The organism is Pseudomonas sp. C9-3, assembly GCF_032392015.1.
Taxonomy (GTDB): domain Bacteria; phylum Pseudomonadota; class Gammaproteobacteria; order Pseudomonadales; family Pseudomonadaceae; genus Pseudomonas; species Pseudomonas nitroreducens.
The window spans coordinates 6241791-6257588 of record NZ_CP135919.1 but is presented as its reverse complement, the minus strand read 5'-3'; the positions used below and the strand labels follow the sequence as shown (position 1 = coordinate 6257588).

General features: G+C 64.4%; 13 protein-coding genes. 3 read left to right on the top strand and 10 right to left on the bottom strand.

Annotated features, from left to right (window positions below; genetic code table 11):
* Nucleotides 1-26: 26 nt before the first annotated feature.
* The 4 genes from RS899_RS28695 to RS899_RS28680 form a co-directional block, all read right to left on the bottom strand.
* Entirely contained in the window at nucleotides 27-1022 is a 996-nt protein-coding gene (locus RS899_RS28695; protein ID WP_371914085.1) for an extracellular solute-binding protein, read from the bottom strand.
* Between the two features lie 203 nt (nucleotides 1023-1225).
* Complete coding sequence (locus tag RS899_RS28690) at nucleotides 1226-2032, bottom strand: ABC transporter permease (protein ID WP_054910226.1); 807 nt, start codon at nucleotides 2030-2032, stop codon at nucleotides 1226-1228.
* Nucleotides 2032-2958: an ABC transporter permease gene (locus RS899_RS28685; RefSeq protein WP_315808632.1), complete on the bottom strand. Its 927-nt coding sequence runs from the start codon at nucleotides 2956-2958 to the stop codon at nucleotides 2032-2034. The genes RS899_RS28690 and RS899_RS28685 overlap by 1 nt, the downstream gene beginning before the upstream one ends.
* A 12-nt stretch (nucleotides 2959-2970) precedes the next feature.
* The gene (locus tag RS899_RS28680; RefSeq protein ID WP_054910224.1) at nucleotides 2971-4089 is read right to left on the bottom strand and encodes an ABC transporter ATP-binding protein; all 1119 of its coding nucleotides are present in this window, start codon (nucleotides 4087-4089) and stop codon (nucleotides 2971-2973) included.
* A 249-nt stretch (nucleotides 4090-4338) separates the two neighbouring features.
* Between RS899_RS28680 and RS899_RS28675 the strand changes: the two genes are divergently transcribed.
* On the top strand, nucleotides 4339-5244 hold the full coding sequence (locus RS899_RS28675) for a LysR substrate-binding domain-containing protein (protein WP_054910223.1): 906 nt from the start codon (nucleotides 4339-4341) through the stop codon (nucleotides 5242-5244).
* Between the two features lie 135 nt (nucleotides 5245-5379).
* On the opposite strand, the gene RS899_RS28670 is transcribed toward RS899_RS28675, so the two are convergent.
* The 4 genes from RS899_RS28670 to trxA all read right to left on the bottom strand — a co-directional run bounded on the left by RS899_RS28670 (nucleotide 5380) and on the right by trxA (nucleotide 9867).
* Complete coding sequence (locus RS899_RS28670) at nucleotides 5380-6348, bottom strand: CDP-6-deoxy-delta-3,4-glucoseen reductase (RefSeq protein WP_315808631.1); 969 nt, start codon at nucleotides 6346-6348, stop codon at nucleotides 5380-5382.
* Between the two features lie 120 nt (nucleotides 6349-6468).
* Nucleotides 6469-7935, bottom strand: a complete 1467-nt coding sequence (ubiD, locus tag RS899_RS28665) for a 4-hydroxy-3-polyprenylbenzoate decarboxylase (protein ID WP_169935069.1) — start codon at nucleotides 7933-7935, stop codon at nucleotides 6469-6471.
* A gap of 105 nt (nucleotides 7936-8040) precedes the next feature.
* Entirely contained in the window at nucleotides 8041-9303 is a 1263-nt protein-coding gene (gene rho / locus RS899_RS28660) for a transcription termination factor Rho (RefSeq protein ID WP_015475046.1), read from the bottom strand.
* A gap of 237 nt (nucleotides 9304-9540) precedes the next feature.
* The gene (gene trxA, locus RS899_RS28655; protein ID WP_015475045.1) at nucleotides 9541-9867 is read right to left on the bottom strand and encodes a thioredoxin TrxA; all 327 of its coding nucleotides are present in this window, start codon (nucleotides 9865-9867) and stop codon (nucleotides 9541-9543) included.
* Nucleotides 9868-10057: 190 nt separating this feature from the next.
* Here trxA and ppx point away from each other — a divergent pair, with 190 nt between their 5' ends.
* Nucleotides 10058-11560: an exopolyphosphatase gene (gene ppx / locus RS899_RS28650; protein WP_054910220.1), complete on the top strand. Its 1503-nt coding sequence runs from the start codon at nucleotides 10058-10060 to the stop codon at nucleotides 11558-11560.
* Nucleotides 11561-11759: 199 nt separating this feature from the next.
* Here the strand turns inward: ppx and ppk1 are convergent, their stop codons facing one another.
* Nucleotides 11760-13964, bottom strand: coding sequence for a polyphosphate kinase 1 (gene ppk1, locus RS899_RS28645; protein ID WP_233297020.1), 2205 nt, complete (start codon nucleotides 13962-13964; stop codon nucleotides 11760-11762).
* A 20-nt stretch (nucleotides 13965-13984) separates the two neighbouring features.
* Entirely contained in the window at nucleotides 13985-15004 is a 1020-nt protein-coding gene (hemB, locus tag RS899_RS28640; RefSeq protein ID WP_233297019.1) for a porphobilinogen synthase, read from the bottom strand.
* 232 nt (nucleotides 15005-15236) lie between these two features.
* On the opposite strand from hemB, the gene RS899_RS28635 reads away from it, so the two are divergent.
* Nucleotides 15237-15797, top strand: coding sequence for a DedA family protein (locus tag RS899_RS28635; RefSeq protein WP_054910216.1), 561 nt, complete (start codon nucleotides 15237-15239; stop codon nucleotides 15795-15797).
* Nucleotide 15798: the final 1 nt, after the last annotated feature.

Here is a 15798-nt window from a genome sequence, read left to right as displayed (position 1 = left end):
CTGTGCCGTATTCCCGTCTGGCGGGATCAGCGCATCAGGTTGGTCCAGATGCGGTCGGCCAGGCGGATCGCGCCTTCGCCGCAGGTCTTGCTGAACACCACCTTGGTGCCCTCGGGGATGTGCAGCTCCGGCGCATCCTTGAGGCTGGCATCGAGGAAGGGTTCCACGCCCTTGATCGGGCTCTGGTGCTTGAGGAAGTTCTGGGTCATCGCCGAGTTTTCCGGCTGGCTGAGGAAAGCGATGAACTTCTTCGCGTTCTCCGGGTGCTTGGCGCCGGCCGGGATCACCAGGTTGTCCACCCAGGCCATCACGCCCTCTTTCGGGTAGAGGTACTTCAGGCTGGATTTCATCTCACGCGCACGCATCGACGAGCCGCCCCAGAACATCGACATGTCGACCTCGCCCGAGGCCAGGTTCTCGCGGATCGAGCCGGCCTTGGAGCTGTAGGTCTTCACGAAGGGCTTCTGGGTCTTCAGCAGGGTCAGCACCTGTTGCATCTGCTTGGGGTCCTCGCTGCACAGCGGGATGCCCAGGTAGAGGCTGGCGGTATCGATGACTTCGCTGGCCGAGTCGAACATGTTGATCTTGCCCTGCAGCTCCTTCGGCGGGGTGAACAGCACCGAGTAACTGTCGGCCGGGCCACTGTATTTCGCGCTGTCCAGCACCACGCTGGTGGTGCCCCAGATGAAGGGCACGGCGTAGGCGCCTTCCGGGTCCCAGGCGGGCTTCTTCAGGTTGTCCTCGACGTTGGCGTAGTACGGCTGGCCGGCCGGGTCGAAGCGCTCCAGCAACTTTTCCTGGATCAGGATCGGCACGAACTGGTGCGAGGGAATGGCCACGTCATAGCCGGTGCCGCCCTGCTTGAGCTTGGCCAGCAGGGTCTCGTTGGAGTCATAGGAATCCACGGTGACCTTGATACCGGTTTCCTTCTCGAACTTCTCCAGGATCTGCGGGGTGAAATAGCCACTCCAGCTCACCACGTTCAGTTGTTCGGCGGCGTGCACGTTTGCCACCAGGCCCATGGCCAGCGAGGCACCTACAGCAGCGATCAGTTTGCTCATCTTCTACTCCGGTATGTGGGCGGAGAGTCCGTTCAAGGGCTGGTCGAGCGCTGCCCAGACGAGGCGGGAACAGGTGAGAAAGCGCAGTTTACGGCTGTAAATGAGCATTTCGAGGCTGTTTCCAACGACGTATGGGCAAGCTCGGACAGGCATTGGGCGGGCTCTCAGGCTTTCTTCTTGCCAAGCAGGAAGGACAGGGTTACGAACAGCACGGAAACGCCGAGGATCAGGGTCGACACCGCGTTCACATCGGGCGTCACGCCCATGCGCAGCAGGCCGAAGATGAAGATCGGCAAGGTGGTGGTGCCGGCCTGGGAGACCATCATCGAGATCACGAAGTTATCCAGCGAGACGATGAAGGCGAGCATCACCCCGGAGAAGATCCCCGGCATCAGCAGCGGCAGGGTGACCTTGCGGAAGGTCCGCCAGGGCCCGGCGTAGAGGTCGGCGGCGGCCTGTTCCAGGGACAGGTCCATGTCGTTCAGGCGAGCACGGATCGGCAGGTAGGCGAACGGGATGCAGAACACCGTGTGGGCGATGATCAGGTTGCCATAGCCCAGCGACAGGCCGAGGGTGGAGAACAGCGCCAGGGTGGCGACGCCGACGACGATCTCGGGCAGCACCAGCGGCAGCATGATCGCTCCCATGGACAGGCGCAGGCCCTTGAACTTGGCCCCGCGCGAGGTGCCCAGCGCGGCCAGGGTGGCGATCGCCGTGGCGATCACGCTGGCGCACACGGCGATCAGCAGGCTGTTGCCGGCGGCCTGGCGCAACGCCTGATTAGCGAAGGCGCTGCGGTACCAGTCGAGGCTGAAGCCGGTCCACACGGTGGCGGACTGGTTGGCGTTGAACGACAGCACCACCAGCACCACGATGGGCGCGTAGAGGTACAGGTAGAACAGGAAACTCAGGACGCCGAAGCCACGGAAGTCCTGCACGCCCAGACGGCGCTTGGTCAGCAGCGAGAGCATCATTCACCTCCCCGGGCGATGCGCAGGCGCTCGGCGCGAATCGCGTAGAACATCAGCACCAGCATCACGGCGCCCATGAGCACCAACGACAGCGCCGCGCCAAAGGGCCAGTTCCGCGAGTCGCTGAACTGTCGGAAGATCAGGTTGCCGAGCATCATCTTGGTGCCGCCGCCGAGCAGCTCGGGGGCGATCATCGCGCCCAGGCAGGGCACGAAGGTGAGGATGGCGCCGGCGAGAATCCCCGGCCGGGCGATCGGCAGGACCACCTTGCGCAGGGTGCGGATACGCCCGGCGTAAAGGTCCTGGGCCGCTTCGAGCAGGCGCATGTCCATCTTCTCGAGGGTCGCGTAGATCGGCAGCACGACGAAGGGCGCGTAGGTGTAGACCAGGCCCAGCAGCACGGCGCCGTCGGTGTAGAGCAGGTTCAGCGGCTGGTGGATGATGCCGAGGCTCATCAGCGTGCCGTTGACCACCCCAGTGCCGCGCAGCAGCAGGATCCACGCGTAGGTGCGGATCAGCAGATTGGCCCAGAACGGCACGGTGATCAGGAAGATCAGCAGGCCGCGACGGTGCGCCGGCTGCATGGCCAGCCACACCGCCACCGGGAAACCCACCAGCAGGGTGATCGCGGTGGTCGCCGCGGCGATGCCGATGGAGCGCAGCGCGATCATCACGTAGGAGTCGGCGAAGGCCAGGCTGTCGTCGAGCTGGCGCTCGAACAGCAGCGAAACGTAGGCATCGACGCTGAAGTGCGGGTTCACGCCGCCATAGGGGTTGGCCTGCATCAGCGAGTAGCCGATGACGATGAAGATCGGCACGATCAGGAACAGGCCGATGGACACCAGCGCGGGCGACACGCCAAGGAAGCTGCGCAGCGCCTGGCGCCGCTCCAGCGCATTGCCGGCGGTTGTGGATAACGGGTTCATGCTCACCTCCGCTCAGTCCACCAGGACGCTGGCGCTGCCTTTTTCGAACAGCAGCCCGGCGCGTTGCCCGGCTACCAGGCGCTGACGCTGGCCGGCGCTGTTGGGCGCACGGACGGTCAGCTTGCTGCCATCGGCGAGCGCCACCTGGTACTGCAGGTCGGTGCCCAGGTAGATCTGCTGGACGACGGTGCAGGGCGCGGCGGACGACGTGTCCTCGGCCACCAGTTGCAGGCGCTCGGGGCGGATCGACAGGGTGACTTCGGCGCCGACCTTCAGGCCCTCGCGGGAGCCAGCCTCGATCAACTGCTCACCGCCGATGCGGTAGTAAGCGCGGTCGCCGTCGAAGTTCTCGACGCGGGCCGGGAGGAAGTTGGTCTCGCCGATGAAGTCGGCGACGAAGCGGTTGCGCGGATGCTCGTAGATATCGTCCGGGCGACCCACCTGCTGCACCTCGCCCTCGGAGAGCACGGCGATGCGGTCGGACATGGTCAGCGCTTCTTCCTGGTCGTGGGTGACGAAGATGAAGGTGATGCCAGTCTTGGCCTGGATCGCCTTGAGCTCTTCGCGCATGGCCTGGCGCAGCTTGAGATCGAGGGCGGAAAGCGGCTCGTCGAGCAGCAGCACCTTGGGATGCGGTGCCAAAGCGCGGGCCAGGGCGACGCGCTGCTGCTGGCCGCCGGAAAGCTGGGTCGGCTTGCGCTGGGCGAAGCGTTCCATCTGCACCAGGGCGAGCATCTCGCGGACGCGCTCGGCAACCTGCGCCTTGCTCATGCGCTGGCCCATCGGGTGGGATTCCAGGCCGAAGGCGAGGTTCTCGGCGATGGTCATGTGCGGGAACAGCGCGTAGTGCTGGAACACCGTGTTGACCGGGCGCTCGAACGGCGGGCGGTCAGCGATGTTCTCGCCGTACAGCTGGATTTCCCCGGCGGTGGGGAATTCGAAGCCGGCGATCATCCGCAGGAGGGTGGTCTTGCCGCAGCCCGAAGGGCCGAGCAGGGTGAAGAATTCATTGTCGCGGATGTCCAGGTCGACGCATTTCAGCGCGACGGGACCGCTGGCCGGATCGCCGTAGACCTTGCGCACGGAGCGGATCGAAACCGCCGCCGTCTGCAGGCTGTGCAGGGCATTCATGGTGAAACCTCCGCATCCTTCCCGTCCGCCGCACGCTGGCGTTCGGGGGATCTTGTAGTTGTTCTGGCAGGGCTGGAGTAAACGCTGGATGCAGCGCTGGCCGTGGGTTCGGCTCGATATTGTGGTGATGCTGCTGGAGCGGATATTCGAAGAAAGGTGGTTGAGCGAAAAGCTCAATTTTCTTACATTCGATATTAAATAATTTAACAGCTGAAATTTAACAGCTCAGCCCGCCTTCGAGGTCCAGCCATGTCCATCCAGCGTCTTCCGCCGCTCAATGCCGTCCGCGCCTTCGAGGCCGCCGCACGCCTGGGCAGCTACGTCGCCGCCTCGAAAGACCTGCATGTGACGCAGCCGGCCATCGGCCGACACGTCAAGCTGCTGGAGGATTGGCTGGGCGTGCAGTTGTTCGAGCGCACCCCGCGCGGAGTCAGCCTGACGCCCGCCGGGCAACGCTACTACGCAAAGATATCCACAGCCCTGCAGCAGATCGCCGATGCCGGCCATGAACTGGCCCCCGGCGGCACCGCGCGCTGGCTGAAGATCCTCGTGGTACCGGCCTTCGCCAAGCGCTGGCTGATGCCGCGCCTGGAGACCCTGCGGCAGCAACGCCCCGGCCTGAAGGTGGCGGTGGAGCCGAACCCGACTTTCAGCGAAGTGGACGGTAAAAGCGCCGATCTGGGGATTGTCTACGGGCTTCCCGGCGTCTATCCGCAGTGCCACAGCACCCTCGTGCGGCCGGCGGTGTTCCCGGTGTGTTCACCCGCCTATCTCGAGGAGCACGGCCCGCTGACCAGCGTGCACGAGCTGGCGCAGCACAAGCTGATCCACGTCGACGACGGCGAATGGTGGAACCTCTGGTTGTCCACCATCGGCCTCGACCTGCGGGTGAACTCCGACGTGCTCTACGTCAGCAACGACCACGCGCTGTCCATGGCCGAGGCCGGCCACGGTATCGCCCTGGCCAACCTGGTGCTGGTGAAGCACCAGCTGGCCGCCGGCACGCTGGTGCGGCCGCTGCCCGAGGAAGTGCCGCTGGAAAGCTACCAGTTGCTGCTGCCCACCGGCGCGGTAAGCGCCGACGTCGCCTGGTTCGAGGACTGGATTCGCGCGGCGCTGCAGGAGGAGTTTTCCATCGAGTCTCCGCGTGACTGAGCCGCCGGGGTAACGCAGCCAAGGCGTCACCCTGTAGGAGCGAGCTTGCTCGCGAACACGCCCAACACCGACGCTGCCGGGCACATCGTTCGCGAGCAAGCTCGCTCCTACAGAAAGCCCAGCCCCTGAGCTGAATCAGCTGCGTGGGGCGTAGGCGAAGACATCCGCGCGCATTTGATGCGGGTCCATGCCCGCCGCCACCAGCGCATCCAACGTGCCATAGACCATCGCCGGCGAGCCGCTGGCGTAGACGCGCAGGCCGGCCAGCTCGGCGAAGTCCTCGCACACCGCCTCATGCAGCAGGCCACAGCGCCCCTGCCAGCCGCACAGGTCGCTGACGATCTTGTGCAGGTGCAGGTTGGGCACGCTTTCCCACTGATCCCAATGGGGCAGATCGTAGAAGTCTTCCGGGCGGCGCACGCCCCAGTACAGGTGCACCGGGTGGGCAAAGCCGGCGGCGCGGCAGAACTCGATCAGGCTGTGCATCTGCGCCATGCCGGTGCCGGCGGCGATCAGCACCAGCGGGCCGTCCGGCAGGTCGGCGAGGTGCGCGTCGCCGAAGGGCATCTGCACGCGGGCGAAACGGTCGCGCTGGAGTTGCGCCAGCAGGTCGATGGCGCTGTTCTCGCGGGCCAGGATGTGCAGTTCCAGGTCACGCCCGTCCTGCGGCGCGGAGGCCAGGGAGAAGGCCGCCGGATCGCTGCCCTCGCGCTCGATCAGCAGGTACTGCCCGGCGTGGTAGCGCGGCGGCTTGCCGGCCGGGGCGCGCAGGCGCACGCGCCAGACGTCGCCGCCCACCGGCTCGCAGAGCGTCAGTTGGCAGGACAGCGCACGCACCGGCAACTCGCCGGGCGCCAGCACGCCATCCCAGTGCAGCACGCAGTCTTCCAGCGGCTCGGCCAGGCAGGTAAAGAGTTCGCCATGGTCACGCACCTCGCCATCCTGGCGCACGCGGCCTTCCACCAGCAGCGCCGCACAGATGTGGCAGTTGCCGTTGCGGCAGCTCTGCGGGCACTCGTAGCCCAGGCGCCGCGCACCGTCGAGGATACGTTCCCCGGGCGTCAGCTCGAGCTGGGCGCCGGAGGGTTGCAAGGTCACTTTCAAGCGATGTTCTCGTTCTTTTAGTTGTAGGAGCGAGCTTGCTCGCGAACACCCCCAGCAGCGGAGTTGGGTTCGCGAGCAAGGACTAGGCGTCCCCCTCGGTCCTACAGGCGGGCGGCCACATCAATCGATGCCCAGGCTCGCCCAGATTTCATCGACCCGACGGGTTACCGCCGGGTCCTTCTCGATCACCCGGCCCCACTCGCGGCTGGTCTCGCCCGGCCACTTGTGGGTGGCGTCCAGGCCCATCTTCGAGCCCAGGCCGGAAATCGGCGAGGCGAAGTCCAGGTAGTCGATCGGCGTGTTGTCGATCATCACCGTGTCGCGCTTGGGGTCCATGCGCGTGGTGATGGCCCAGATCACGTCGTTCCAGTCGCGGGCGTTGATGTCGTCGTCGGTGACGATAACGAACTTGGTGTACATGAACTGTCGCAGGAACGACCAGACACCGAGCATCACGCGCTTGGCGTGGCCGGGGTACTGCTTCTTCATGGTCACCACCGCCATGCGGTAGGAGCAGCCTTCGGGCGGCAGGTAGAAGTCGGTGATCTCGGGGAACTGCTTCTGCAGGATCGGCACGAACACTTCGTTCAGCGCCACGCCGAGGATCGCCGGCTCATCCGGCGGGCGGCCGGTGTAGGTGCTGTGGTAGATCGGCTTCTGCCGGCGGGTGATGCGCTCGACGGTAAATACCGGGAAGCGGTCCACCTCGTTGTAGTAGCCGGTGTGGTCGCCATACGGGCCTTCGTCGGCCATCTCGCCGGGGTGGATCACCCCTTCGAGGACGATTTCGGCACTGGCAGGCACCTGCAGGTCGCTGCCAATGCACTTGACCAGCTCGGTCTTGTGGCCACGCAGCAGGCCAGCGAAGGCGTATTCGGAGAGGTTATCCGGCACCGGAGTGACAGCGCCGAGGATGGTCGCCGGGTCCGCGCCAAGGGCAACGGCCACCGGATAGGGCTGGCCGGGATGCTTCTGGCACCACTCGCGGAAGTCCAGCGCGCCGCCACGGTGGCTCAGCCAGCGCATGATGACCTTGTTGCGGCCGATCACCTGCTGGCGATAGATGCCCAGGTTCTGCCGTTCCTTGTTCGGCCCGCGGGTGACGGTCAGGCCCCAGGTAATCAGCGGAGCGACGTCGCCAGGCCAGCAGGTCTGCACCGGCAGCTTCGACAGGTCGACGTCGTCGCCCTCCTCGATCACTTCCTGGCACGGCGCGTCCTTCAGGACCTTGGGCGCCATGTTGATGACCTTCTTGAAGATCGGCAGCTTGGACCAGGCGTCCTTCAGCCCCTTGGGCGGCTCCGGCTCCTTGAGGAAGGCCAGCAGCTTGCCGATCTCGCGCAGCTCGGAGACGTCTTCCGCACCCATGCCCAGGGCCACGCGCTCGGGCGTGCCGAACAGGTTGCCGAGCACAGGCATGTCGAAGCCGGTGGGCTTTTCGAACAGCAGGGCCGGGCCCTTGGCGCGCAGGGTGCGGTCGCACACCTCGGTCATTTCCAGCACCGGGGATACCGGCGCCTGGATGCGCTTGAGCTGTCCGCGCTGCTCCAGGGCAGCGATGAACTCGCGCAGGTCGCGATACTGCATGAGGGTCTCGATGGCGGCAGGATGATGCGACAGTCTACCGCCTATCAGCGCCGGGCAGAAACACGAAGGCCGGGTTTCCCCGGCCTTGTGTGGTTCGAACCGCGCTTACTTGCTGCGCTTCATCGAGTCGAAGAACTCGTCGTTGGTCTTGGTCTGGCGGAGCTTGTCCAGCAGGAACTCGACCGCGGCGATCTCGTCCATCGGGTGGAGGATCTTGCGCAGGATCCACATGCGCTGCAGCTCTTCCTCACCGGTGAGCAGCTCTTCGCGACGGGTGCCCGAACGGTTGATGTTGATCGCCGGGAACACGCGTTTTTCCGAAATGCGACGGTCGAGGATGAGTTCCGAGTTACCGGTACCCTTGAATTCCTCGTAGATCACTTCGTCCATCTTCGAGCCGGTTTCGATTAGCGCGGTGGCGAGGATGGTCAGCGAACCGCCTTCCTCGATGTTGCGCGCGGCGCCAAAGAAGCGCTTGGGCTTTTCCAGGGCGTGGGCGTCGACACCACCGGTAAGCACCTTGCCGGAGCTCGGGATCACGGTGTTGTAGGCACGGGCCAGACGGGTGATGGAGTCGAGCAGAATGATCACGTCCTTCTTGTGCTCGACCAGGCGCTTGGCCTTCTCGATCACCATCTCGGCAACCTGCACGTGGCGGGTTGGCGGCTCGTCGAAGGTGGAAGCGACCACTTCGCCGCGCACGGTGCGCTGCATCTCGGTCACTTCTTCCGGGCGCTCGTCGATCAGCAGGACGATCAGGTGGCACTCGGGGTTGTTGCGGGTGATGTTCGAGGCAATGTTCTGCAGCATGATCGTCTTGCCCGCTTTCGGCGGGGCGACGATCAGGCCGCGCTGGCCCTTGCCGATCGGCGAGCAGAGGTCGATCACACGGCCGGTGAGGTCCTCGGTGGAGCCGTTGCCGGCTTCCATGGTCAGGCGCTTGGTCGGGAACAGCGGCGTCAGGTTCTCGAAGAGAATCTTGTTCTTCGCGTTCTCCGGACGATCGAAGTTGATCGAGTCGACTTTCAGCAGGGCGAAGTAACGCTCGCCTTCCTTCGGCGGACGAATCTTGCCGATGATGGTATCGCCCGTGCGCAGGTTGAAGCGACGGATCTGGCTGGGCGAGACGTAGATGTCGTCCGGGCCGGCCAGGTACGAGGAATCGGCGGAGCGCAGGAAGCCGAAGCCATCCTGGAGAATCTCCAGCACGCCGTCACCGGAGATTTCCTCGCCGCTTTTCGCGTGCTTCTTCAGCAGCGCGAAGATGATGTCCTGTTTGCGCGAACGAGCCATGTTTTCCAGGCCCATGGCATCGGACATTTCCAGCAATTCGGCAATCGGCTTTTGCTTGAGTTCGGTCAGATTCATAGAAGGGACGTAAATACGCTGAAAGGGGAAAAGGGAACAAGCGTGATGCTTGAAGAGCCGCGCCGTAGATGACGGACAGGATCGCTTGGAATTCGAATGGGAAGTGCGTCGGCGACGGCTTGCAGGGGACAACGAAAAACTCGTTGTGGCCCGAATTTAACACCCGAGTTTCGGAGCGTCTAGGGGCAGAAAGAAAAAAGCCCCGCGAATCTGCGGGGCTTTTCGGACTTCGTCGACTCAGATGTTGCTGTCGAGGAAGGCAGCCAGCTGCGACTTGGACAGTGCGCCAACCTTGGTGGCTTCGACGTTACCGCCCTTGAACAGCATCAGGGTCGGAATGCCACGCACGCCATACTTCGGCGGGGTGTCCTGGTTCTCGTCGATGTTCAGCTTGCAGACTTTCAGCTTGCCCTGATAGTCCTTGGCGATCTCGTCGAGTACCGGGGCGATCATCTTGCACGGGCCGCACCATTCGGCCCAGTAGTCGACCAGCACGGGACCGTCGGACTTCAGTACGTCCTGCTCGAAGCTGGCATCGGTAACATTGACGATATGTTCGCTCATGTATTCTCTCCGTCAATCGGATGCGAAAAAGTGTCCGCCATCATATCCCGCCTCGGCCCACACCGAAAGGCGCAGCCGATTGAGTATATCTATCGCTGCCGCGGCGACTTCTGATCGGTGACAACCCCTTCATTGGCACTACCTGCCTAAAATGGCAGGATGTCTCTCGTATTTTTCCGGACCTGCCCCTATGCCCCATACCCCTGCCAAGACCTTCCCGATGATCGCGGCCATTGACCTTGGCTCGAACAGCTTCCACATGGTTTTGGCGAAGGCCGATCACGGAGAGATCCGCATCCTCGAGCGCCTGGGGGAAAAGGTCCAGCTGGCCGCGGGCATCGGTGAAGACCGCATGCTCACCGCCGAAGCGATGCAGCGCGGCTACGACTGCCTGAAACAGTTCGCCCAGTTCATCAACGGCATGCCGCCCGGTTCGGTGCGTGTCGTGGGCACCAACGCCCTGCGCGAGGCTCGCAACCGCGCCGAATTCATCCGCGTCGCCGACCAGATCCTCGGTCATCCGGTGGAGGTCATCTCCGGCCGTGAAGAGGCGCGCCTGATCTACCTGGGCGTTTCCCACACCCTGCCGGACAACCCCGGCAAGCGCCTGGTGGTCGACATCGGCGGCGGCAGCACCGAGTTCATCATCGGCCAGCAGTTCGAATCGCAGTTGCGCGAGAGCCTGCAGATGGGCTGCGTGAGCTTCACCCAACGCTACTTCAAGGACGGCAAGATCACCCCGGCGCGCTACGCCCAGGCCTATACCTCGGCCCGCCTGGAGCTGATGAGCATCGAGAACAGCCTGCGACGCCTGGGCTGGGACGAGGCGGTCGGCGCCTCCGGCACCATCCGCGCCATCTGCCTGGCGATCCAGGCCGGCGGTCACGGCAACGGCGAGATCAACCCCGAAGGACTGGCCTGGCTCAAGCGCAAGATGTTCAAGCTGGGCGAGGTCGAGAAGCTCGACATCGACGGCATCAAGCCTGACCGCCGGCCGATCTTCCCGGCCGGCATGGCGATCCTCGAGGCGCTGTTCGACGCCCTCGAACTGACCCGCATGACCCATTCCGAAGGCGCCCTGCGCGAAGGCGTGCTCTACGACCTGCTGGGCCGCCACCACCACGAGGACGTTCGCGAGCGCACCATCGGCGCGCTGATGGAGCGCTACCACGTCGACCCGGAGCAGGCCGCGCGCGTCGAGGCCAAGGCGCTGGAGTCCCTGGAACAGGTCGCCAAGGCCTGGGACCTGACCGACGAAGGCCACCGCGAACTGCTGATGTGGGCCGCCCGCGTGCACGAACTCGGCCTGGACATCGCCCACTATCACTACCACAAGCACGGCGCCTACCTGCTGGAGCACTCGGACCTGGCCGGTTTCTCGCGCCTGGACCAGTTGACCCTGGCGCTGCTGGTGCGCGGCCACCGCCGCAACATCCCGGTGGACAAGTTCAACGAGCTGGGCGATGAGGGCGACAAGCTGATCCGCCTGTGCGTGGTATTGCGCTTCGCCATTCTCTTCCACCACATCCGTGGCACCCAGGAAATGCCGGCGGTGGCCCTGAAGGCTTCGGGCAAATCGCTGGACGTGCGCTTCCCCGACGGCTGGCTGGCGGCCAACCCGCTGACCCAGGCGGACTTCGAGCAGGAAGCCGAATGGCTCAAGCGCGTGGGCTATTCGCTCAGCGTGAGCTGATCACCCCCGCGAAAGACAAAGGCCCCGGCGCGCAAACGCCGGGGCCTTTTCATTTCGAGCGTCACCATGACCTGTAGGACCGAGGGGGATGCCCAGTCCTTGCTCGCGAACCGCAAGCCCGCAGCAGGAATTGCTCGCTCCTGCGAACAGCCCAAGAAAAAGCCCTGCCGAGGCAGGGCTTTCGATATCACCCGCCTGATCAGCGAACGCTGATCACCGGCGTGCACAGGCGCTCCAGCAGCGTCGCCTGGGCGTTGCGGGCGTTCTGGTTGCCGCTGGGGCTCTGCCGAACGTAGCTGCCGTCGGACTGCAGCACCCAGGCCTGGGTATTGTCGGTCAGGTAGGACTCCAGCTCCTTCTTCACCCGCAGCACGAGCTTCTTGCCTTCCACCGGGAAGCAGGTCTCCACGCGCATGTCGAGGTTACGCTCCATCCAGTCGGCGCTGGAGAGGTAGAGCTTCTCCTCGCCGCCATTGAGGAAGTAGTAGATCCGGCTGTGCTCGAGGAAACGGCCGATGATCGAGCGCACCTGGATGTTGTGCGACACCCCCGGCACGCCCGGACGCAGGCAGCACATGCCGCGCACCACCAGGTCGATCTTCACGCCGGCCTGGCTGGCCTTGTACAGCGCGCGGATGACCTTGGCATCGGTCAGTGAGTTGACCTTGGCCATGATGTGCGCCGGCTTGCCCTCGGCGGCCTGGGCAGCCTCGCGGTTGATCATCTCCAGCAGGTTCTTCTTCAGGGTGAAGGGCGCATGCAGGAGCTTCTTCATGCGCAGCGTCTTGCCCATGCCGATCAGCTGGTTGAACAGCTTGTGCAGGTCCTCGCAGAGCGCCACATCGGCGGTCAGCAGGCTGTAGTCGGTGTACAGGCGCGCGTTGCCGGCGTGGTAGTTGCCGGTACCCAGGTGCGCGTAGCGGCGCAGCTCGCCATCCTCGCGACGCAGGATGAGCATCATCTTGGCGTGGGTCTTGAAGCCGACCACACCGTAGATCACTACTGCACCGGCCTGCTGCAGACGGCTGGCCAGTTGCAGGTTGGACTCTTCGTCGAAGCGCGCCCGCAACTCGATCACCACGGTCACTTCCTTGCCGTTGCGCGCGGCTTCCACCAGCGCGTCGACGATCTCGGAGTTGGCGCCGGAACGGTACAGCGTCTGCTTGATCGCCAGCACGCTGGGGTCCTTGGCAGCCTGGCGCAGCAGGTCGACCACCGGGGTGAAGGACTCGAACGGGTGCATCAGCAGCACGTCGAGCTTGCCCAGGACGTTAAACAGGTTTTCCTTCTTCTGCAGCAGCTTGGGGATCGTCGGGGTGAACGGCGGCGACTGCAGCTCCGGATGGCTGGCCAAACCGGTGACGCTGAACAGGCGCGTCAGGTTGACCGGCCCGCTGACGCGGTACAACTCGGTCTCGGACAGGCCGAACTGCTTGAGCAGGTAATTGGACAGGGGCACCGGGCAGGTATCCACCACTTCCAGGCGCACGGCGTCGCCGTAGCGGCGCGAGAACAGCTCGCCGCGCAGAGCGCGGGCCAGGTCCTCGACGTCCTCGGCGTCCACCGAGAGGTCGGCGTTACGGGTCAGGCGGAACTGGTAGCAGCCCTTCACCTTCATGCCGTGGAACAGGTCGTCGGCGTGGGCGTGGATCATCGACGACAGGAACACGTAGTTGTCGCCCGGCCCTGCGACTTCTTCCGGCAAGCGGATGATCCGCGGCAGCGAGCGCGGCGCCGGGATGATCGCCAGACCGGAGTCGCGACCGAAGGCGTCCAGGCCTTCGAGCTCGACCATGAAGTTCAGGCTCTTGTTCACCAGCAGCGGGAACGGGTGGGTCGGGTCGAGGCCGATCGGGGTGACAATGGGGGCGATTTCGTCGCGGAAGAAGCGACGGACCCAGGCCTTGATCTTCGGCGTCCAGTAGCGGCGGCGGATGAAGCGGATGTCGTGCTTGGCCAGCTCCGGCAACAGGATGTCGTTGAGGATGCTGTACTGGCGGGCAACCTGCTCGTGCACCTGCTCGCTGATGCGAGCCAGCGCCTGGTGCGGCAGCAGGCCGTCGGCGCCGGCCTGCTCGCGGGCGAAGGTGATCTGCTTCTTCAGGCCGGCAACGCGGATCTCGAAGAATTCGTCGAGGTTGCTGGAGAAGATCAGCAGGAACTTCAGGCGTTCCAGCAGCGGGTAGGACTCATCCAGCGCCTGCTCCAGCACGCGGATGTTGAACTGCAGCTGCGAGAGTTCGCGATGAATGTAGAGGGCACTGTCGTCCACGTTGATTGCCGGCACCGCCGGTTCGACGGGCGGTGGCGGCGTCTCGACCACCTCCGTTACGACGACTTCGGTGACTTCAGCAGTGGTGTCAGCTTCGATAACTTCGGTTTCGCTAATGCCTTCGGTATTCATCGCTCGTCTCATCGACGGGGTCAGCCCCCGCTTTTCATTTTCAATTGTTGTGCCGCGCGCTTGGCGAAGTAGGTCAGGATGCCATCTGCGCCCGCGCGTTTGAAGGCCAGCAGCGATTCGAGGATCACCGCCTCGCTGAGCCAGCCATTGTTGATCGCGGCCATGTGCATCGCGTACTCGCCGCTGACCTGGTAGACAAAGGTCGGGGCGCGGAATTCGTCCTTGGCACGGCGCACTATGTCGAGATAGGGCATGCCCGGCTTGACCATGACCATGTCGGCGCCTTCGGCGAGGTCAGCGTAGATCTCGTGCAGCGCTTCGTCGCTGTTGGCCGGGTCCATCTGGTAGGTGGCCTTGTTGCCCTTGCCCAGGTTGGCGGCGGAACCGACGGCGTCGCGGAACGGGCCGTAGTAGGCGCTGGCGTACTTGGCCGAGTAGGCCATGATGCGGGTGTTGATGTGGCCGGTGGACTCCAGGGCCTCGCGGATGGCGCCGATGCGACCGTCCATCATGTCCGACGGAGCCACGACCTGGGCGCCCGCTTCGGCGTGAGAAAGCGCCTGCTTGACCAGCACATCGACGGAAATGTCGTTCAGAACGTAGCCGTCCTCGTCGAGGATGCCGTCCTGGCCGTGGCTGGTGAACGGGTCCAGCGCCACGTCGGTGATGATGCCCAGCTCCGGGAAGCGCTCACGCAGGGCGCGGGTGGCGCGCTGGGCGATGCCATCGGGGTTGAAGGCTTCGGCGCCATCAAGGGATTTCTTCTCCAGCGGGGTCACCGGGAACAGCGCCAGTGCCGGGATGCCCAGCTCCACCAGCTCTTCGGCTTCCTTGAGCAGCAGGTCGATGGACATGCGCTCCACACCAGGCATCGAGGGCACTGCTTCACGCTGGTTGTTGCCGTCGAGGACAAACACCGGAAGGATCAGGTCGTTGGCGGTCAGGACGTTTTCGCGCACCAGGCGGCGGGAAAATTCGTCACGACGGTTACGACGCAGTCGAGTGAAGGGGAAGGCACGATCGGCGGGAATGAAGCTCACGGCGTACTCCAGAGCCTGAACAGCAGGCACAGTCTGACAGTTATAGCCCTGAATTATGACCGATTGGTAACAACCGGTAACAGTGACCCTTGGTCGCGGCATCCTGCCGCAGCGGCATGCCGCCGCTCTGCACGGGCACAGACTTGTTCCAGGTCAGTTGTGCGGACCGGGATACCTTCCCTGCGGGCGACAACCGGGTTAGGCTTCGCGTTCATTTCGCTGCGTTGCCTCGATAATGCTCCAACAATTCCTGCAGGATTTCGGCTACTTCGCGCTGTTTCTCGGCACGTTCTTCGAGGGTGAGACCATTCTGGTCCTGGCCGGCTTCCTGGCTTTCCGCGGCTACATGCAGCTGGAGTACGTCATCGCGGTGGCGTTCTTCGGCAGTTACGCGGGCGACCAGCTCTGGTATTTCCTCGGCCGCCGCCACGGTCGCAAGCTGCTCGCGCGCAAGCCGCGCTGGCAGAAGATGGGTGACAAGGCGCTGGAGCATGTGCGCAAGCATCCCGACCTGTGGGTGCTGAGCTTCCGCTTCGTCTACGGCCTGCGCACCGTGATGCCGGTGGCCATCGGCCTGTCCGGCTACCCGCCGGCGCGCTACCTGCTGCTCAACGGCATCGGGGCCATCGTCTGGGCCACAGTACTGGGCAGCGCCGCCTTCTACTTCGGCAGCGTGCTCGAAGGTGTGCTGGGCAACATCAAGAAGTACGAGCTCATGGTCCTTGGCGGACTCGTGGTGATCGGCCTGCTGTTCTGGCTGCGCCGCCGCTACAAGGCCAGCAAGTCCGAGTAAT